At 68.6% G+C, this 18,674-nt stretch carries 17 protein-coding genes; 2 read left to right on the top strand and 15 right to left on the bottom strand.

The annotated features are described in order from the left end of the window. Window positions 1-18: 18 nt before the first annotated feature. From ACTRWB_RS04855 to ACTRWB_RS04805, 11 genes are all read right to left on the bottom strand, one after another. Window positions 19-1,212, bottom strand: a complete 1,194-nt coding sequence (locus ACTRWB_RS04855) for an ABC transporter ATP-binding protein (RefSeq protein ID WP_446901130.1) — start codon at window positions 1,210-1,212, stop codon at window positions 19-21. Between the two features lie 292 nt (window positions 1,213-1,504). Continuing rightward, window positions 1,505-2,539, bottom strand: coding sequence for an NAD(P)-dependent alcohol dehydrogenase (locus tag ACTRWB_RS04850; protein WP_412025554.1), 1,035 nt, complete (start codon window positions 2,537-2,539; stop codon window positions 1,505-1,507). Between the two features lie 10 nt (window positions 2,540-2,549). Further along, entirely contained in the window at window positions 2,550-3,380 is an 831-nt protein-coding gene (locus ACTRWB_RS04845) for a carbohydrate ABC transporter permease (protein ID WP_343491078.1), read from the bottom strand. Next, window positions 3,368-4,318: a carbohydrate ABC transporter permease gene (locus ACTRWB_RS04840; protein WP_446901129.1), complete on the bottom strand. Its 951-nt coding sequence runs from the start codon at window positions 4,316-4,318 to the stop codon at window positions 3,368-3,370. The genes ACTRWB_RS04845 and ACTRWB_RS04840 overlap by 13 nt, the downstream gene beginning before the upstream one ends. Next, window positions 4,302-5,567: an ABC transporter substrate-binding protein gene (locus ACTRWB_RS04835; RefSeq protein WP_446901414.1), complete on the bottom strand. Its 1,266-nt coding sequence runs from the start codon at window positions 5,565-5,567 to the stop codon at window positions 4,302-4,304. The genes ACTRWB_RS04840 and ACTRWB_RS04835 overlap by 17 nt, the downstream gene beginning before the upstream one ends. Window positions 5,568-5,778: 211 nt before the next feature. Then, window positions 5,779-6,753, bottom strand: a complete 975-nt coding sequence (locus ACTRWB_RS04830) for an amidohydrolase family protein (RefSeq protein ID WP_446901128.1) — start codon at window positions 6,751-6,753, stop codon at window positions 5,779-5,781. Between the two features lies 1 nt (window position 6,754). Next, window positions 6,755-7,702 carry a YncE family protein gene (locus tag ACTRWB_RS04825; protein WP_446901127.1) on the bottom strand — a complete coding sequence of 316 codons (948 nt, stop codon included), beginning with the start codon at window positions 7,700-7,702 and terminating at the stop codon, window positions 6,755-6,757. A gap of 25 nt (window positions 7,703-7,727) precedes the next feature. Beyond that, on the bottom strand, window positions 7,728-9,020 hold the full coding sequence (locus ACTRWB_RS04820) for an MFS transporter (RefSeq protein WP_446901126.1): 1,293 nt from the start codon (window positions 9,018-9,020) through the stop codon (window positions 7,728-7,730). A 125-nt stretch (window positions 9,021-9,145) separates the two neighbouring features. Beyond that, entirely contained in the window at window positions 9,146-10,063 is a 918-nt protein-coding gene (locus ACTRWB_RS04815) for a dihydrodipicolinate synthase family protein (protein WP_446901125.1), read from the bottom strand. An 8-nt stretch (window positions 10,064-10,071) separates the two neighbouring features. Further along, the gene (locus ACTRWB_RS04810; RefSeq protein WP_193101869.1) at window positions 10,072-11,244 is read right to left on the bottom strand and encodes an L-rhamnonate dehydratase; all 1,173 of its coding nucleotides are present in this window, start codon (window positions 11,242-11,244) and stop codon (window positions 10,072-10,074) included. Window positions 11,245-11,303: 59 nt separating this feature from the next. Beyond that, complete coding sequence (locus ACTRWB_RS04805) at window positions 11,304-12,359, bottom strand: 4-hydroxythreonine-4-phosphate dehydrogenase PdxA (RefSeq protein ID WP_446901124.1); 1,056 nt, start codon at window positions 12,357-12,359, stop codon at window positions 11,304-11,306. Window positions 12,360-12,474: 115 nt separating this feature from the next. On the opposite strand from ACTRWB_RS04805, the gene ACTRWB_RS04800 reads away from it, so the two are divergent. Further along, window positions 12,475-13,422, top strand: a complete 948-nt coding sequence (locus ACTRWB_RS04800) for a LysR family transcriptional regulator (protein ID WP_446901123.1) — start codon at window positions 12,475-12,477, stop codon at window positions 13,420-13,422. Between the two features lie 96 nt (window positions 13,423-13,518). On the opposite strand, the gene ACTRWB_RS04795 is transcribed toward ACTRWB_RS04800, so the two are convergent. After that, on the bottom strand, window positions 13,519-14,793 hold the full coding sequence (locus ACTRWB_RS04795) for an MFS transporter (RefSeq protein WP_446901122.1): 1,275 nt from the start codon (window positions 14,791-14,793) through the stop codon (window positions 13,519-13,521). Window positions 14,794-14,986: 193 nt separating this feature from the next. Here ACTRWB_RS04795 and ACTRWB_RS04790 point away from each other — a divergent pair, with 193 nt between their 5' ends. After that, on the top strand, window positions 14,987-15,673 hold the full coding sequence (locus tag ACTRWB_RS04790) for a hypothetical protein (RefSeq protein WP_446901121.1): 687 nt from the start codon (window positions 14,987-14,989) through the stop codon (window positions 15,671-15,673). Between the two features lie 18 nt (window positions 15,674-15,691). On the opposite strand, the gene ACTRWB_RS04785 is transcribed toward ACTRWB_RS04790, so the two are convergent. The 3 genes from ACTRWB_RS04785 to ACTRWB_RS04775 all read right to left on the bottom strand — a co-directional run bounded on the left by ACTRWB_RS04785 (window position 15,692) and on the right by ACTRWB_RS04775 (window position 18,588). Beyond that, window positions 15,692-16,777 carry an ATP-binding protein gene (locus tag ACTRWB_RS04785; protein ID WP_446901120.1) on the bottom strand — a complete coding sequence of 362 codons (1,086 nt, stop codon included), beginning with the start codon at window positions 16,775-16,777 and terminating at the stop codon, window positions 15,692-15,694. Further along, complete coding sequence (locus tag ACTRWB_RS04780; protein ID WP_446901119.1) at window positions 16,774-17,511, bottom strand: response regulator; 738 nt, start codon at window positions 17,509-17,511, stop codon at window positions 16,774-16,776. The genes ACTRWB_RS04785 and ACTRWB_RS04780 overlap by 4 nt, the downstream gene beginning before the upstream one ends. 204 nt (window positions 17,512-17,715) lie before the next feature. Beyond that, window positions 17,716-18,588: a LysR family transcriptional regulator gene (locus ACTRWB_RS04775; RefSeq protein WP_446901118.1), complete on the bottom strand. Its 873-nt coding sequence runs from the start codon at window positions 18,586-18,588 to the stop codon at window positions 17,716-17,718. Window positions 18,589-18,674: the final 86 nt, after the last annotated feature.

Here is an 18,674-nt window from a genome sequence, read left to right as displayed (position 1 = left end):
TCGGGGCGTGCCGGCGTGCTACGAACGGGACATCGACCAGCCCGTCGCGGCAGGCGGCGTGGCGCGCGTCGCGGCCGCCGGCGCCGCCGCGTGCGCGATCGGGTTCGCATCCGGCAGCGCGACGTTGCGCTCGGTGCCGGCGTCGAACAGATGCAGGGCTTCTTCGTCGAAGCGGAACGCTACCACGGCGCCCGGCACAGGGGCCATCGGGGCCGGCACGAGGGCCGCGCACGGCATGCCGCGCCAGTCCAGCGTGACGAGCGCCTCGGCGCCGAGCAGCTCGACGAGCTCGACGGTGCCGGTCAGCGTGAGCGATCCCGGGGTCGGATCGGTTTCGGCGACGAGCCGCAGGTGGTTCGGGCGGATCGCGGCCTTCACGTGCTGGCCGTCCTGCAGCCGTGCGAAGCGCGGCGACGCGAGCGGCCAGCGCGCGCCGTTGCAGTCGAGCAGCACGTTCGCGCCGATGCGTTCGACGGTGCTGTCAGCGAAGTTCATCGCGGGCGTGCCGACGAACCCGGCGGCGAACACGGTGTGCGGCTGGCCGTACAGCTCGGCCGGCGTGCCGATCTGCTCGATGTGACCGCCGCGCATCAGCACGACGCGGTCCGCGAGCGTCATCGCCTCGAGCTGGTCGTGCGTGACGTACAGCGTCGTCGTCTTCAGCCGCCGGTGCAGCCGCTTGATGTCACCGCGCAACTGCGTGCGCAGCTTCGCGTCGAGATTCGACAGCGGCTCGTCGAACAGGAACACGGCGGGTGTCTTGATCATCGCGCGCGCGATCGCCGCGCGCTGCTGCTGGCCGCCCGACATCGCGCGCGGCCGGCGGTCGAGCAGCGCGTCGAGGCTCAGGATGCGCGCGACGTCGCGCACGCGGCGGTCGATCTCGTCGGCCGGCACTTTCAGGCGCCGCAGGCCGAACGCAATGTTGTCGTACACCGTCATGTGCGGGTACAGCGCATAGTTCTGGAACACCATCGCGACATTGCGCTCGCGCGACGGCAGGTCGTTCACGACCATGTCGCCGATCACGAGCTCGCCGCCGGTGATCGCTTCCAGGCCCGCGATCATCCGCAGCATCGTCGACTTGCCGCAGCCGGACGGGCCGAGCAGCACGATGAATTCGCCGTCGGCGATCTCGAGGTCGAGCGGGTGCAGCACGGCGGGGCCGCCGTCGTAGTGTTTCGACAAAGCCTTGCAGGTGATCTGGGCCATGGTTTAGGGCGTGTCCACGCTAATAACGGGCTTGCGCTGGCCCCCAGAAGGGCCGAGCGCGAGGATTGCGACGAAGCGAATACTCGACGTATTCGCGAGGAGCATGACGCGGCGATCGGCCCTTCTGGGGGCCAGCCCCACGCATGAATTTTTCCAAACAGGGGAACGTGCCTTTCCGCCCACATTGCGGCGTCGTGCGTCGCTTGTTTGGCACGGCCAAACGGCGCTCCTTACTCCTTGCACTGCGGGCGGAAAGGCACGTTCGCAAGCCCGTTATTAGCGTGAACACGCCCTAATCCATTTCGATCTGAATCTTGACGTCGCGCGGCTGGCCGCTCGCCGCTTCCTCGAACGCGCGCACGCCTTCGGAAAACGGGAACGTGCGCGAGATGAACGGCTTCACGTCGATCGCGCCGGATGCGATCAGCGCGAGCGCGCGCGGAAAGATGTTCGCGTAGCGGAACACCGATTCGATGCGGCCTTCCTTCGCCTGCAGCGCAACCACGTCGAGCGGTACCGGGTCGACCGGCATGCCGATCAGCACCGCGCAGCCGCCCGGACACATCAGGTCGACGAGGCCCGCATACGCTTGCGCGCTGCCGCTCGCCTCGAACACGACGTCCGCGCCCCAGCCGCCGGTGACGTCGGCCACCGCGTCGGCGAGCGGCCGCGCGCGCACGTCGACGGTCGTGACCGCCGGGTTGCCGGCGAACAGCGCGAGCTTGTCCGGCACGACGTCGGCGAGGATCACCCGTGCGGCGCCGCCCGCGAGCGCGGCGAGCGCGGTCATCGCGCCGATCGTGCCGGCGCCGATCACGACCGCGATGTCGCCGGGTTTCATCGCGGCCTTCTTCGCGGCCTGCAGGCCGATCGACAGCGGCTCGACGATCGCGCCTTCCGCGAACGACACGTTGTCGGGCAGCCGGTACGTGAACGCGGCCGGATGCACGACGAACGGCGTCAGGCAGCCGTGCACGGGCGGCGTTGCCCAGAAGCGCACGTCGGGGTCGAGGTTGTAGAGGCCGCGCAGCGTCGCGGGCGAATCGAGACGCGGCACGCCGGGCTCCATGCAGACGCGGTCGCCGACGCGCAGGTGCGTGACGCCGGCGCCGGTTTCGACGACGGTGCCGGACGCCTCGTGGCCGAGCACCATCGGCGCGTCGACGCGGAACGGGCCGATCCCGCCATGCACGTAGTAATGCACGTCGCTGCCGCAGACGCCGACCGTATGAACCTTGATCCGGACGTCGCCGGGGCCGACCTCTTGCGGCAGGTCGATGTCGCGCAGCGCGAGCTCGCGCGTGCGTTCGAGTACGAGCGCTTTCAACACATCCTCCTTATTTTCCCTTGACCATCGAATTGAGCAGGCGGCTCAGCATGCCGACGAACACGAGCGGCGGCAGCGCGAGCAGCACGGTCGACGCGTTGATCACGCCCCACGGCACCTCCTGGCCGAGCGACGTGAACGCGGACGCGACCACCGGCAGCGTCGCGCTGCGCGACGACGTGAGCGCGAGCGCGATCATCAGTTCGTTCCAGACCAGCACGAAGCTGAACACGATGCCGCCGAGCAGCGTGCTCGCGCACACCGGCAGCGCGATATGCCAGAACACTGCGTACGGGCCGTAGCCGTCGAGCGCGGCGGCTTCCTCGATCTCGCGCGGCAGCCGGCGAAACACGGGGATCGACAGCCACGTGATGGTCGACAGCGTGACGAGCAGGTACGTGACGATCATCGACAGCTTCGTGTCGTACAGCCCGAGATCGACCCAGATCGCGATCAGCGGCAGCGCGACCGCGACCGGCGGCAGGAAGCGCAGCGACAACAGGAAGAACTGGATGTCGCGCTTGCCGCGCACCGGGTAGCGCGCGATCGCATACGCGGCCGGCACGCCGAGCAGCGCGCCGAGCACGACGGCCGCGCCGACGATCGCGATGCTGTTGCCGAGCCCGATCATCACTTCCGGGCTCGACAGCACCTGCTCGTAGTTCGCGAGCGTCGGCGTGAAGAAGAAGCGCGGCGTCGGCGTGACGATGTCGAGCAGGTGCTTGAGCGAATTGAGCACGGCCCAGAACAGCGGGAACGCGGCGACGAGCAGGATCGCGCCGGCGATCGCGACGGTGGAAACGGTGGCGGCAGTGCCGCGGCGGGCCATCAGTCGTCCCATTTGTTGACCCTCTTCCAGATGAGCGTGAAGACGAGCGTGGTCGCGACCATCATCAGCACGGCCATGCTCGACGCGTACGACACCTTGCCGGCGAGGCCGATGCCCTGCTGGTACGCGTACAGATCGAGCGTCTCGGTCGCGATGCCGGGGCCGCCCTTGGTCATCACGTAGATCAGGTCGAACGAGCGCAGCGACTCGACCATCTTGATGAACACCAGGCTCACGAGCGGCGCCTTCAGCATCGGCAGCGCGATGTACGCGTGCACCTGCCACGTCGTCGCGTAGTCGAGCCGCGCGGCTTCGAGCGGCTCGGGCGGCAGCGTCTCCAGCAGCTTCAGGATCACGACCGCGAAGAACAGCCCCCATTGCCACACGTCGACCAGTGCGACCGCGTACAGCGCGAGATGCGGATCGGCGAGGAACGCGGTGTTCTCGACGCCGAGCGCGCCGAGCAGCCAGCTCAGGATGCCGGTGAGCGGCGCGTACATGAACTTCCAGATGAACGCGGCCGACACGCGCGGCAGCAGCACCGGCATGATCAGCACCAGCGACGCGAAGCGGCGCCAGCGGCCGTGCACGCGCTCGAACAGGAACACGGCGAGCGCGATCCCGACGATCACCGCGCCGGCGACCGTGACGATTTCCCACAGCACCGACACCTCGATCGCGTTCAGGAAGCGCCGGTCCGACGCGAGCCGCACGAAGTTGCGCAGGCCGACGTATTCGCTGTCGGGGTAGCGCAGCACGCGGTTGCGCAGCGCGAGGTTGATCGCGGCGACCGTCGGGACGAGGCTCAGGACCGCGAGCAGCGCGAGCGTCGGCGCGAGGAACACCCACGGCAGGCTCGTGCGGTCGCGGCGCGCGCGGCCGCGCCGGGCGGGAAGGGCCGGGCGGACGCCGAGCGCGCGTCCGCCGGCACCGTCATTTGCGAGCGCCATGTTCGAGCGCATCCTTCGCGTACTGGGCCGCGTCGTCGAGCGTGCCGCGCGCGTCCGTCTGCGTGCCGGTGAACACCTGTTCGAGCGCGATGCCGAGGTTGTCGCCGATATCCGGCCACTGCGGCGTGCGCCAGATCGTCACCTGCGTGACCGGGTTGGTGTCGTTCAGCCCGGCCTGGATCTGCGGCGCGACGTGCTGCTTGAAGTACGGGCTGCCGATCGTGCTGGCGCGGTTGTAGTCGCTGAACACGCCGTTGCGCAGCCGCGCCTGTTCCTGGTCCTTGCTGGTCGCCCACGCGATGAAGCGGCCGGCGGCCATCCGCGTGCAGTCGTCCTTCGCGCCGACTGCCGAGATCGCGAAGCCGTGGCCGTACGCGGCCGACGGCAGCGGTGCGGGCGGACGCGTGTAGCCGACCTTGCCGGCCACGCTCGACTTGCTCGCATCCTCCATCCAGTCCGCGAACGGCGTCGATTCGATCATGAAGGCGACCTTGCCCGAGCGGAAGGCTTCGAGCGCGTTGCTCCAGTCGTAGGTCGCGGCGCCCGGCGGCGCGTACTTGAACAGGTCGCTGTAGAGCTGCGTGGCCTTCACGGCGGCCGGTGAGTTGAATGCCGGCGCGCCGCCCTTGTCGGTCCATGCGCCACCCATCCCGAGCATGAACGGCGACCAGCGCCACACGTTCATCCCCGAGCCGCGCTGGCCGCGCGCGACCCAGCCGTACAGCTTCGGCGGCGCGTTGAGTTTCTTGATCGCGGCGACGAGCTGGTCGAGCGTCTTCGGTACCGGGATGTGCGCGGCGTCGAGGAGGTCGCGGCGGTAGAACAGGAAGTCGCCGCCGCCGATCAGCGGCGCGAAGTACGCGACGCCGTTGTAGCTCGCGACCGCGCGGCGGCCGGGCAGGAAGTCGTCGTAGTCGTATTCCTTCGGGTAGTACTTGAGCAGCGGCACGATCCAGTTGGCCGACGCGAATTCGGCGACGTTCGCCTCGTCGACGTAGTAGATCTGGTACGAGCCGGCGCCGGTCGACGCGTCGAGCCGCGATTTCGCGCGGCGGTCGTTTTCGCCGAAGTAGCTGATCTCGACCTTGGTGCCGCTCTTCTTTTCGTAGTCGGCCAGCGATTTCTCCATCACCGACAGGCCGAGACTCTTCTGCGCGAGCACCCGAAGGGTCGGCACCTTGCAGACCTGCGCGGCCGCGACGCCCGGCAGACAGGCGCCGAGCAGCAGGCCGGCTGCGACGATTCGCATCTTGTTCACCCGTGTCTCCTTGATTCTGCTTGTTCGAATGCCGTCGATGACGGCAGGAACAATGGTGTGACGGGGGCGATGCGGACACCACATCAAAAGAAAACGCGAACCGATACTTTTTGCTCAGGATGAGTCGTGCGATGCACAAAATGTGTCGGTCGGGCGGCGCGCGCTGCCCGGCCGAACGGGGCGGAAGGTGTGTAAACGCGGGTTATCCGCGAGCCGGCCGGGGCGGCGTGTCGAGCGCAATCCGGTAAACGCGGATCGCGTTGTCATGCCAGATCGCGCGGCGTGCCGCGTCGTCGAGGTCCGCCATCGCGCGGGCGAACGTGCGCAGCAGCGCGGGATAGGACACGCGCAGGCCGGCCACCGGGAAGTTGCTCGCGAACAGGCAGCGTTCCCAGCCGAAGATCGCGATCGTGTCGCGGATGATCCGTGCGTTGTCCGCGTCGTTCCACACGGCGTCGCGCAAGCCGAGTTCGGAAATCTTCACGGCCACGCGCGGTGATGCCGCGAGTGCTTCCATGCCGCGGCGCCAGCGCGCGAGCCCGGCGTCCGAGCGATCCCACGGCAGTCCGGCGTGTTCAAGCACGACGTCGACATCAGGTGCATCGGTGAGCAGCGCGGCCGCGTCGCCGAGATGCCAGAACGGCACGCGCAGATCCCAGCACAGACCGTGCGCGGCGACGCGTTGCAGCGCGGCCGGCCAGCGCGGATCGCGCAGCGTGCCGGGCCCGTCGACGGGCGCATCCGGCGACGAAGCGGTGCGCGGCTTGAAGCGCACGCCGCGCACGCGCGGCCACGCGGCCTGTTCGGCGAGCCGCTCGTCCGCATCGCCGGCCAGCAGGTCGACCCACGCGACGACCGCCGACGGCAGCCCGTGCGCCGCCGCGACCTCGTGCAGCCAGCGCGTTTCCGCCACTGCTTCGTCGCGCGCGCGTTCGGCCTCGACGTGTACGCTGGCGACGATCGGCGCGCGTTGCGCCGCGTGCCGGAATTCGTCGACGCCGAAATCGCGGCACAGCGTCGCGTAATCGCCGAACATGAAGCGCGCCGGATCGTATTGCGTCTGCAGCCACGGATAGTGCGCGCCCGCATCGAGCCGCCACAGGTGGTGATGCGCATCGACGAGCGCGTCCGGCAGGCCGTCGGGCGGTGATTCGTCGGGCAGCGCTCCGTCGCGCATGTCAGCGTGCTCCCGCGAGCACGAAAGACGCATCGGGTTCGCGCAGCGTCGCCAGCGCGCCGACGAAACGCCAGGTATCGAGATCGAGTTCGCGCACGTAGTCGTCCTGGAACGATACGTAGGCGACGCGCCGCGACGGATGGAACGACAGCGCGGTCGGGTTCGCGGGCAGTGCGATACGTTCGATCTCCTCGAGCTGGCGTGCATCGAACACGGAGATCGACCGTTCGCCCGAATTGGTCAGCAGCAGCAGGTCGCGGTCGTCCGGCGTGCTGGTCCGGTAGATGCGGTTCGGATCGCTGCGCGTCTTCACGCGGCGGCCGCAGGTCATCGTTTCCGTGTCGATCTCGACCAGCGTGTCGTCGCCGCGATTCGCGACGAACAGCGTGCGCTCGTCGGCCGACAGCGCATTGCCTTCGGGGCGCGGGCCGGGCATCACCGCGCGCGGCACGACCGTCGCGTCGCGCGGATGGAACTGCGTGACCGTGTTCGACAGCAGGTGCACGCCGTATGCGCGGCTCGCGTCGCGCGTGAGCGTCACGAGGTGCGTCTTCACGCCGCCGGACGGCACGGCCATGTTCGGCACGGGCTGCCGGGTCGGCTCGTCGAACACGAGCAGCATGTCGTGCGCCTCGCTCATCGCGTACAACCGGCCGTCGCGGTCGCTCGCCATGCCGTGCGGCCGGTAGTACGGCCACAGGTCGAGCATGCGCGTGTGCGTGCGTTCGACGAGGTCGATCTCGGCGATCCGGTGGTCGCCTTCATGGCCGCGCGACCACGCGGTCTCGATCCCGAAGATGCCGACGTACGCGTAGCGGTGATTCACGTCGACGGTGAACTCGTGCGGGTAGTTCGGCAGCACGACGTGCTTGAGCGCGGTTTTCGTGTCGAGGTCGTAGAAACTGAAGGTATGGGCGCATTTCTGCACCAGCAGCAGGATGTCGTTCATGGTGTGTCTCCGTTGTTATCGGGTATCAGTCCTCGCAGCGCTTCGGCAGCGTCAGCGCGAGCAGGCCGGCCACCGCGAGCGTGACCGCGAGGCTCAGCACGCCGGCCGCCGCGCTCACGTGCTGGGTCAGCACGCCGACCGCATACGGGCCGCAGAAGCCGCCGAGATTGCCGAGCGCATTGATCAGGCCGCGCGCGCTGCCGGCCGTCTCGACGCTGCAGAGCTTCGGCGGAATCGCCCAGAACACGCCGGCGGCCGCCTGCAGGAAGAAGCCGCAGCCGATCAGGAACGTGAACGACACGGCCATCGACGCGTGCGTGAGCACCGACAGCGCGAGGCACGCGGCGAAACCGACGAGCGGCAGCAGCACGAACAGGCGGCGCTTGCCGGTTCGGTCAGACAAATACGACGTGACGAACATCCCGATCACCATCGCGACATACGGCAGCATCGCGAGCAGGCCGACCTTGCCCATCCCGCTGTGCGTGAGGTTTTTCAGCAGTGTGGGCAACCACATCGTATAGCCGTAGATGCCGACCTGATAGCAGAAGTTGATGGCGATGAGCAGCCAGATCGTCGGGTTGCGCAGCAGCTCGCCGAACGACGCGGCAGCCGGCGCGCCGGCCGCGCGCTTGCGTTCCTGCTCGTCGCGCAGCGCGTCGAGGATGTAGGCTTTTTCGCGCGGCGACACCCAGCGCGCGGTTTCCGGGCCGTCGTCGGCGAACATCATCCACGCGACCAGGCACAGCAGCGACAGCGCGCCCGCGCTGAAGAACAGGTGACGCCAGTCGTACGCGGCGAGGATGAAGCCGGACAGCGGCGCGGTGATCATGCCGGCGAGCGGCACGAACATGATGACCATCGCATTCGCGCGGCCGCGCTCGCGGTCGGGGAACCAGCGGCTGACCATCGTGAGCACGACGGGCAGCATGCCGCCCTCGGCCACCCCGAGCAGGAAGCGCAGCGTCAGCAACTGCCACGTATGCGTGACGAGCCCGGTCAGCACCGACAGCACGGCCCAGCTCACGAGCGACCACGCGATGAATGTCTTGCCGCTGCCGAGCGCCGCGCGCCGGCCGCCGGGAATCTGCAGGAACAGGTAGCCGAAGAAGAAGATGCCGCCGGCGAGACCGGCCATCGTCGCGTCCATGCCGAGCTCGGCGTTCATCCCGCCGGGCATCGCGAACGCGATGTTCACGCGGTCCATGTAGGAAATGATGCAGGCGAGCAGCAGCGGCGGAATCACGCGCAGCCAGCGGCGGCGCGGAACGGCGTCGCCGGCTTCGTAGGCCGGGGTGGCCGGGGTCAACAGGGTCATGGTGTCTCCATCGTTCGAGTAGTCGGCTGCGGCGGCCTTCGGACGGGCCGCTGTCTCGCCGTGGCGGGCCGGCAGGTGCCGGCCGCCGATGCGCAACGCGTGTGCGTCGCGCGTGCTTTCGATCTCTAGCGTCCCCAGCGCAGCACGAGCGGGTCGAGCCGCCGCGCCGTATCGAGCAGCCCCGCGCGCACCTGCGGATGCAGCTCGGGCCACGGCGCGCGCGGCTGGTCGCACGCGATCACGCCGCCTTCGCGCATCAGTGCCTTCGCGGTCAGGAAGCCCGACTGACGGTTCTCGTAGTTGATCAGCGGCAGCCAGCGCGCGTACTGCTCGCACGCTTCATCGCGGCGCCCGGCGAAATACGCATCGGTGATCCGGCGAATCCCGTCCGGATAACCGCCGCCCGTCATCGCGCCGGTTGCGCCCGCATCGAGATCGGCGAGCAGCGTGATGCCTTCCTCGCCGTCCCATGGCCCCTCGATCGCGTCGCCGCCGAGCGCGATCAGCTCGCGCAGCTTCGACGCGGCGCCGGCCGTCTCGATCTTGAAGTACGACACGGCATCGATCTCGCGCGCGAGCGTCGCGAGCAACGACGCGGACAGCGCGACGCCGCTCGCGGGCGCGTCCTGGATCATCAGCGGAATGCGGAGCCCGTCGACCGCTTCGGCGAAGAACGCGCGAACCTGCGCTTCGGGCACGCGGAACGTCGCGCCGTGGTACGGCGGCATCACCATCACCATCGCCGCGCCGAGCGCCTGCGCGTGCCGGTTGCGTTCCGCGCAGATCCGCGCGCTGAAGTGCGACGTCGTGACGATCACCGGCACGCGGCCCGCGACATGCTCGAGCGTGGTGCGCGTGATCAGGTCGCGTTCGTCGTCGCCGAGCGCGAATTGCTCGGAGTAGTTCGCGTGGATGCAGAGGCCCTGCGAACCGGCGTCGATCATGAAGTCGAGGCAGCGGCGCTGACCGTCGAGATCGAGCGCGCCGTGCGCGTCGAAGATCGTCGGCGCGACCGGAAAGACGCCCTGGTAGCGTGCGTTCATGGCCGGCCTCACTCGACGATGTCGAACTGGTCGAGGAATTCGGTCTTCAGCGTGAGACCGAGGCCCGGCACGTCGTCGCGCAGTTGCACGAAGCCGTTTTCGGCCACCGGCTCGCCGTCGAAGATGTAATAGAACAGCTCGTTGCCGACCTCGACGTCGAACATCGGGAAGTATTCGCTCATCGGCGACGCGAGCGTGCTCATCGTCAGGTGATAGTTGTGCATCTGGCCCGCATGCGGAATCACCGGCACGCTGTACGCTTCGCACAGCGCGTTGATCTTGTGCGCCATCGTGATCCCGCCGACGCGGTTCGTGTCGTACTGCACGACCGACACGGCCTTGCGGTCGAGCAGCTGCTTGAAGCCGTACAGCGAGAATTCGTGCTCGCCGCCGGAGATCGGAATGCGGGTCAGCTGGTTCAGCTCCGCGTAACCGTCGATGTCATCGGCGATCACCGGCTCCTCGAGCCAGCGCGGCTGGTATTTCTCGAGCTTCGGCAGGATGCGCTTCGCGTATTCGAGGTTCCAGCCCATGTAGCACTCGAGCATCAGGTCGTTGTCGTAGCCGATCACCTCGCGGATCGCCGCGACCGACTTCAGGTTCTCGACCACCCCCTGCTGCCCGTGCGCGGGCCCGTAGCCGAAGCGCATCTTGAACGCGCGGAAGCCTTCCTTCAGATACTGCTGCGCCTCGTCCTGCATCGCCTTCAGGTCGGTGCGGTAGAGCTTCGAGTAGTAGCAGGGGATCTTTTCCTTGGTGCGGCCGCCAAGCAGCTTGAACACCGGCTTGCCGACGCTCTTGCCGAGGATGTCCCAGATCGCGATGTCGACCGCCGAGATCGCGGCCATGCCGACGCCCTTGCGGCCCCACGCGTGGGTGGCGCGATACATCCGCTGGTTCAGGTATTCGTAGTCCCACGGGTCCTGGCCGATCACGAGCGGCGCGAGGTACTGGTCGATGATGACCTTCGCGACATGCGGCGCGAGCGCGACGTTGCCGAGGCCGACGATGCCGTCGTCGGTCTCGACTTCGACGACCGTCCACGCATGGAAGCGGAACGTGCTCATCGTTTCCTGCGGCGCATACAGCAAATCCATCGCGTTCGAGCAGAAGTTGCCCTGCGGCGGGACGGTCTTTCCTTTCCACTGGAATACGCGAGCGCGCACGGACCGGATTTTCATGGTGGTGTCTCCGAGAATCGATGTTGTCGTGTGTGAAAGGCGGGCGGCCGGCTTGGCCGTCACGCCGAAACTGCGGGGGTGCGGCGCGCGGCGCCCATCCGGCACGCGATCTGCAGCGCCTGCCAGGTGGCGCCGACGTCGGCGGTGCCGCGGCCCGCGATGTCGTACGCGGTGCCGTGCGCGGGCGTCGTGATCGGCACGGGCAGCCCGCCCTGCACGGTCACGCCGCGCGAGAAGCCGAGCAGCTTGATCGCGATCTGCCCCTGGTCGTGGTACATCGTGACGATCGCCTGGTAGTCGCCGGCCAGCGCCTTCAGGAAGATCGTGTCGGCGGGGAACGGGCCGTGGAACGGCGCGTCGGTCGGCCAGTCGCGCGACTGCAGCCGGCGCACCGCGGGCTCGATGATGTCGACTTCCTCGCGGCCGCAACTGCCGCCGTCGCCGCCGTGCGGGTTGAACGCGGCGATCGCGACCTTCGGCGCGGCGACGCCGTTCGCGAGCAGCGACCGGTAGATCAGTTCGGATGCCTGTTCGATCCGCTCGATGCTCAGGCAGCCCGCCGCATCCTTCAGCGGAATATGCGACGAGATGCGCGCCGTCCACAGTTCGCCGAGCGTGTTGAATTCGCAGAAATAGTCGGTCACGCCGAGCGCTTCGGCGAAGTGGTGCAGTTCGTCGTCGTGGCGGAGCCCGCCGAGCTTCATCGCGTACTTGTTCAGCGGCGCGAAGCAGATCGCGTCGATCTCGCCGGCGAGCGCGGCGTCGAGGCACTGGTCGAGCACGGCGAGCGTCGAGTGGCCGCCGGGCGCGCCGGCCTGGCCGACCGTGACCTGCGTGGGATCGACCGTCTCGACGTCGACGAACGCGGCGCGCGCGGTCGACGGCCGGCCGCGTGCCGCGGCGAGCGACGCGACGGGTTCGACGTCGACCTGCACGCCGGCGACGCGCTGGCCGGCTTCCCACAGCCAGCGATCGCCGATCAGCACGAGATTCGCGTGAGCCGTCGCGTCGGGCCGCGCGAGCAGTTTCGCGATCAGTTCGGCGCCGATGCCGGCGGGGTCGCCGAGCGTCAGGGCGACGACGGGCAGGGGGGCGGCGGTCGATGGTGTGTGCATGCTGTGTCTCCGGTGGCGGCGCATGGCCGTTCGTGTATGGGGTTGATGCTAGGTAGACGGAATGAGTCGGTAAATTGAAAACTCTTGATGAATCGATAACCTGGAGTAATCAAAGATGGGCTCGATCGACCGACGAGACTCGACCCCGCAGCTGCTGAACCGGCTGCGCATGCGGCAGATCGCGCTGTTGCTTGCTGTCGACGAATGCCTGACGCTGCGCGCGGCGGCCGAGCAGATGGGCCTCACGCAGCCGGCGGCGACGAAAATGCTGGCCGAACTGGAGAGCGCGCTCGGCCAGCGGCTGTTCGATCGCGTCGGGCGCGGGCTGGTGCTGAATCCGGCCGGCGAGCGCGTGCTCGGCTATTTCCGCGGGATCCGCGGCAGCATGGAGGCGCTGAACCGCGAGCTCGGCGAACTGCAGCTCGGCAGCGCGGGGCGGCTGGCGATCGGCAGCATCATGGCGGCGTCGCCGGGGCGGCTCACCGAGGCGCTGGTGCAGCTGAAGGCGCGTTATCCGCTGCTCGCGATCGATATCGCGGTGGACACGAGCGACCGGCTGATGCCGCAGCTTCGCGAAGGCGTGCTCGAAGTGGTGATCGGGCGCAACGTCGGGGCCGATTGCGACTTTCGCGTGGTCGACGACGAGGCGCTCGCGATCATCGCGGGCCGCGACCATCCGCTCGCGGGCGCCGGGCCGGTCGGGTTCGACGCGCTGCTCGATTACGCGTGGATCCTGCAGCCGGCCGGCAGCCCGGCGCGCGAGGTCGTCGAGCGCGAGTTTCATGCGCGTCACCAGCCGATGCCGCGCGGGCTGGTCGAAACGGGGTCGATCCTGACCACGATGAACCTCGTCGACCGTTCGACGATGCTCGGCGTGATTCCGCTGACGGTCGCGCAGCGCAACGCGGAGCACGGGCTCGTCTCGATCATCGATTACGCGCTCGAACAGAAGCTGCCGTCGTACGGCAGCATCGTGCGGCGCGACCGGCCGCTGAGCATCCCCGCGCAGCAGTTTCTCGCGCTGTTTCACCGCGAGGGTGTCGAGGAGGAGGGCGGCGCCTGACGGCGCGGTGCGCCGGCCGGGCCGATCACGCGTCGCGGAACGCGGTGAGGCGTGATGCCGGCACGGGTGGCGCGGATGAAGGCGCGGCGAGCCAAGTCAGCGTGCCGACGGCGCGACGGGGGCCTCGACGAGCACCGGCATCGCTTCCCACAGCGTGCGGTCCGGGCGAATCCGCAGCGCGGCGACGATCCCGATCAGCAGCAGCGCGACCGAGCCGATGAACGGCACCGTCCAGCTGCCGGTGCGGTCGACGAGATAACCGAACAGGATCGGCGACAGGATCCCCGAGATCGCGGAACCGGCATTCATCATCCCGCTCGCGATGCCGGCGTGCGTCGGCGCGATGTCGCTCGGCACGGCCCAGATCGGCCCGATCGTCAGCTCCAGGCACAGGAACGACCCTGACAGGCACAGCGCGACGCCGGCCGTCGAGTGCACGAACGCGAGCGGCAGCAGGCAGAGGAGTGCGCCGGCGAAGCTCGTGACGATCACGCTCTGGCGCGACAGTGCGAGGTTGCCGGTCTTCCGGTAGATCCGGTCGCAGAGCCAGCCGCCGAGCGTGTCGCCGACCACGCCCGCGAAGAACACGCCGGACGCGAACAGCGCGGTCGACTTCAGGTTCAGGCCCTGGCCGTTCAGGAAGAACGTCGGCAGCCACGTGAAGAACAGCCACGCGGTCCAGCCGTAGCAGAAGTAGACGAAGATCGTCGGCGCCATCCGGCGGAACAGCGGTCCCCACGGCGTCGGGCCGGACGGCGGTGCGGGGCGCGCGGCGCGCGTGCTGCGGCCGTCTTCGTCGCCGAGCGGGTGCTCGCGGAAACCGACGATCCACCAGGCGAGCCACACCAGCGTCACCGCGCCGATCACGAAGAACGCGGCGCGCCACGACAGCCAGGTCATCAAGGCGGCGACGATCGGCGGCGCGACCGCGTTGCCGAGCCGCGAGAACGAATGCGTGAAGCCCTGCACGACGCCGCGCCGCTCGCGCGGGAACCAGTGCGTGATCGCGCGGGACTGGGCGGGCAGCGTCGCGCCTTCGCCGATGCCGAGCAGCAGGCGCGCGGCGAACAGCAGCGTGAGACTGTGCACGAGCCCCGTCGCGAAGGTCGAGACGACCCAGATCAGTCCGCAGCCGATCAGCGTGATGCGGGCGCCGAACCGGTCGGCGATCCAGCCGCCGCCGATCTGGCAGATTGCATACGAATACGCGAACGCGGAGAATGCGACGCCGAGCTCGGTGTTCGACAGGCCGAGCTCGGCCTTGATCGCGCCGGCCGCGGTCGCGAGGTTGACGCGATCGATGTAGAGGATGAACGAAAGCGCGCACAGCAGCCATAACGTGCGGCGCCGTTGACGGTGGTCGTCAGGCATGTGTCTCACTCCGGTCTCGTGTGCGGCGTTGCAATGACACCGCGTTCAGTGGCGGGGCCAGCATCGCGCGGCGGCGGAGACACTGTCTAATGAATCTTTGGGATCAATCGATAACCTGAGGTATTCATTTTCATTTCGGGCGGGCGCGGGCAACGCGGCGCGGGTGGCGCAACGGGATTCCACGGGTGGGAAATTGACGGACTTCGAAGAACTTTCGCTCCATCGGGACAGCCGCTTCTGGCAGCTGTCGCTGGTGAAATGGTGGATCCAGGGGCACGGGCGCGACGGTTATTCGTTCCGTCTGCTGCTGGTGCCGCTGGTCGTCGTGTGCGTGCTCGAATTCGTCTGCGTGATGTTCGATGCGCTGTACAGCGGCATCATCGTCAGCGCGGTCGCGACGCTGTTCCTCGGCATCGCCGGGTATTACGGCGCGCAGCGCGAATGGCTGGTGACGTCCGCGACCACGCGTGCGCTGGTGAAGGCACGCATGAAGAAGGCGTCCGAGCGGTTCTCGTCGCTCGGCGTGGGCGCGACCGTGCTGGCGATCTTCGTCGCCGCGACGTCGCTGTCGCTCGTGATGTCGGGCCAGCCGATGCTGGACAGCGTGTCGAAGGACGCGGTGTCGATTTTCATCGCGCTGGTGTTCCTGCCGGTGTACGTGTCCGGCGCGGTGCGCAAGCTGGCGATCGCGCGGATCGAGGAACTCGAGGCGCTGCGCAACGCGACCGTCGGCACGAACCTGAAGTTCGACCGGGCCGGCGCCGTGCGTGCGGTCGTCGTGCGGGGCGCGGCGGGGAAAGGGACGGTGTCCGTGACGCAATACACGGTGCTCGGGTTCAGCCCGCCGCTCGAACAGGTCGGGCGCGAGCCGCACGCGTGAAGTCGTGACGGCGGCGGTTCAGGCCGGGAAGCGCTCGTCCTCTCGCGCCGGCACGAGGTGATCGGGCCACTGCACCTCGAACCGTGTTCCGCCGGCGCCCGTCGGCACGCAGACGGCTTCGCCGTGGTGCGCATGCGCGATCGCCGCGACGACGGCGAGCCCGAGGCCGCTGCCGCCGGGCCGCGACTCGTCGACGCGCCTGAACGCCTGGAACACATGCGGCGCGAAATCGGCCGGGATGCCGGGGCCGTCGTCCTCGACACGCAGCCGGCACATCCCGTCTTCGATGCGCGTCTGGATCCGGATCGCACCCGGCACCGCATGGCGGCGCGCATTCTCCAGCAGCGCCAGCAACGCCTGGCGGATACGGACCGGGTCGCAGCGCATGGGCCGCGCGTCGAGATCGAGCACCGGATGCTGGCCGGCGGCCTGCAGCGCGTGCGCGAACAGGTCGACCACGGCGCGCACGTCGGCGGCGAGATCGGTGTCGCGGATCTCGATGCTCAGGTGGCCGCTATCGGCGAGGCTGACCACGCGCAGGTCCTCGATCAGCCGCGTCAAGCCTTCGACCTGCGCGAGCAGGCTGCGATACAGCGCCTCGCTGGGCGTGAACACGCCTTCGGCGAGCCCCTGCAGCCGCCCGCGCAGCACCGTGACGGGCGTGCGCAGTTCGTGCGCGATCGCCGCGTTCCAGAACGTCTGTTCGTCGGTCACGCGCTGCAGTTCGCTCGCGAGCGCGTTGAAGTTGTCGGCGAGCAGCGCGGCCTCGTGCAGCGAACGGTCGCCGGCGACGGCGCGTGCGCCGAGATCGCCGCGCGCGACGCGGCGGATGCTGTCCGTCACCGAGTTGAGCGGGACGAGGATGCGGCGCGACAGGTGGATCGCGACGAACACCGCGAGCGCGAGGCCGACCAGCGTGGTCGAGATCAGCCACACCCATTCCGGCCCGGTCGGCAGCCACTCGGACTGGTTGAATTCCGTGGGCCAGTACTTGAATGCGAAGTAGTAGAACGTGTAGGCCGTCACGACGATCAGCAGCGTCACGGCAAACACCATCGCGCCCATTGTCAGCGCGATCTGGCGGCTCAGCCCGTCGAGCTTCATTCGCCGCCCCACAGCTTGTAGCCGACCCCGCGGACGCTGACCGGCACGCCCGCGACGCCGAGATCGTCGAGTTTCTTGCGCAGCTTGCTGACGTGGCTGTCGACCGTGCGCTCCAGCGCATCGCCTTCCGGCAAACAGGTGGCCATCAGCTCGCCGCGGCTGAACACGCGGCGCGGCGCGCGCGCGAGCTGCGCGAGCAGCTTGAATTCGGTGAGCGTCAGCGCGAGCGTGTGCCGGGTGCTGCCGACCTCGACCGTCGCTTCGTGGCGTTCGGGATCGATCTCGAACGGCGCGGCGCGCAGCACGCGTTGTTCTTCCTGGCGGGAACCTGCCATCGAGCGGCGCAGCACGGCCTGTGCGCGCGCAACGACTTCGGCGGGGTTGAATGGCTTGACCACGTAGTCGTCGGCGCCGATGCGCAGCCCGGTCAGCTTGTCGATGTCCTGGTCGAGCGCGGTCAGCATGATCACGGGCGTGTCGCCGCGATGGCGGATCTCGGCGAGCACCTTCCAGCCGTCGACGTGCGGCATCTGCACGTCGAGCAGCACGAGGTCGGGCTTGAGCGACAGGTGCAGCTCCAGCGCGCGGCGGCCGTCGGCGGCGTGCACGGTGCGCAGGCCGCTGCGCGCGAAATAGGCGATCAGGATCTCGGCGATCTCGGGTTCGTCCTCGGCGATGAGGACAAGCGCCTGGGCGCCCTGGCCGGCGCCGGAAGAGGAAGAAAGTTCGGGCATGGCCACGCGTTCAGATCCATCGGGGTTCCATCGAGTCGCCATACTACCGCACGGGCCGCGCCATCGAACGCAGACGGATGGCCGCCTGGATCTGCGGGCAGGCGGTACGTGACGGGTTGGCACTCGATCCGTCACAGGTGCGACGCGGCGACGACGCATGACCGGCGGCGGGCGGCGCTGGCAGGCGCTCGCGCTTGACCCGCATCATCGTGGCGCGGCAAACGACGCCACGATCTCGTCGATCGCCGCGCGGATGCGCGCGGTGTGGCGCAGGTCGCGGTGCGTGACGAGCCAGACCTCGTAAGGCGCCTGCCTCACACGCTCCGGCCACAGGCGGACGAGCCCGTCGCGCTCGCCCATGTAGACGGGAATCTCGCCGATGCCGAGGCCCGAGCGCACCGCGGCGCGCGCCATCAGGTTCGAGTTCATGCGCGCGACGATGCGCCCGCCGTCGATCGGTTCGCCGGCGAGGGTCGGCTTGCGGCTGGCGTCGATGTACGGCTGGTAGACAACGAGGTCGTGGCCCGCGAATGCGTGGCCGCGCTCGGGCTCGCCGTGCCGGTGCAGATAGTCGTGCGACGCGAACAGGCCCATGTCCCAGTGCGCGAGGCGGCGCGCGACCAGATCGGGGTTGTCGGGCCGCACCGTGCGGATCGCGATGTCGGCTTCGCGCTTCGCGAGATTCAGGATTTGCGACGACGTGTTCAGCGCGAAGGAGACGTCGGGATGCTTCGCATGCAGCCGCGCGATCGACGGCATCACGAACTCGATCGCGAGCGCATCGGTCGTCGTGATCTTTACCTCGCCGGCGAGCCGCCGGTCGACACCCTGCGTCAGCCGGACCAGCTCGTGCGCATGCTGCTCCATCGCCTCGGCGGCACGCAGCGCCAGTTCGCCGACCGGCGTGGGCAGATAGCCTTTCGACGAGCGCAGGAACAGCGTCGCGCCGAGCATGTGCTCGAGCGTCGCGAGCCGTCGCCCGACCGTTGCCTGATCGACGCCGAGCGTCTGTGCCGCGCGGCGCAGCGTGCGTTCGCGATGAATCGCGAGGAATACGCGCGCGTCGTCCCAATTCATCGTTTGTCCCGACTGATGCATTTTTGCATTCCCCGATCGGCAATTCGCTGCGTGCCCGCGAGCGGCATCGCCCATAGACTGGCCTC

Source organism: Burkholderia sp. YIM B11467 (assembly GCF_052952715.1).
This window is presented reverse-complemented; position numbering and strand designations above follow the sequence as displayed.

Bases quoted from the DNA above. Each gene is read 5' to 3' on its own strand.
- ACTRWB_RS04810 (WP_193101869.1), bottom strand. From the start codon at position 11,244: ATGAAAATCCGGTCCGTGCGCGCTCGCGTATTCCAGTGGAAAGGAAAG.
- ACTRWB_RS04815 (WP_446901125.1), bottom strand. From the start codon at position 10,063: ATGAACGCACGCTACCAGGGCGTCTTTCCGGTCGCGCCGACGATCTTC.
- ACTRWB_RS04785 (WP_446901120.1), bottom strand. From the start codon at position 16,777: ATGAAGCTCGACGGGCTGAGCCGCCAGATCGCGCTGACAATGGGCGCG.
- ACTRWB_RS04820 (WP_446901126.1), bottom strand. From the start codon at position 9,020: ATGACCCTGTTGACCCCGGCCACCCCGGCCTACGAAGCCGGCGACGCC.
- ACTRWB_RS04840 (WP_446901129.1), bottom strand. From the start codon at position 4,318: ATGGCGCTCGCAAATGACGGTGCCGGCGGACGCGCGCTCGGCGTCCGC.
- ACTRWB_RS04825 (WP_446901127.1), bottom strand. From the start codon at position 7,702: ATGAACGACATCCTGCTGCTGGTGCAGAAATGCGCCCATACCTTCAGT.
- ACTRWB_RS04800 (WP_446901123.1), top strand. From the start codon at position 12,475: ATGGGCTCGATCGACCGACGAGACTCGACCCCGCAGCTGCTGAACCGG.
- ACTRWB_RS04830 (WP_446901128.1), bottom strand. From the start codon at position 6,753: ATGCGCGACGGAGCGCTGCCCGACGAATCACCGCCCGACGGCCTGCCG.
- ACTRWB_RS04775 (WP_446901118.1), bottom strand. From the start codon at position 18,588: ATGAATTGGGACGACGCGCGCGTATTCCTCGCGATTCATCGCGAACGC.
- ACTRWB_RS04795 (WP_446901122.1), bottom strand. From the start codon at position 14,793: ATGCCTGACGACCACCGTCAACGGCGCCGCACGTTATGGCTGCTGTGC.
- ACTRWB_RS04835 (WP_446901414.1), bottom strand. From the start codon at position 5,567: ATGCGAATCGTCGCAGCCGGCCTGCTGCTCGGCGCCTGTCTGCCGGGC.
- ACTRWB_RS04845 (WP_343491078.1), bottom strand. From the start codon at position 3,380: ATGGGACGACTGATGGCCCGCCGCGGCACTGCCGCCACCGTTTCCACC.
- ACTRWB_RS04805 (WP_446901124.1), bottom strand. From the start codon at position 12,359: ATGCACACACCATCGACCGCCGCCCCCCTGCCCGTCGTCGCCCTGACG.
- ACTRWB_RS04780 (WP_446901119.1), bottom strand. From the start codon at position 17,511: ATGCCCGAACTTTCTTCCTCTTCCGGCGCCGGCCAGGGCGCCCAGGCG.
- ACTRWB_RS04855 (WP_446901130.1), bottom strand. From the start codon at position 1,212: ATGGCCCAGATCACCTGCAAGGCTTTGTCGAAACACTACGACGGCGGC.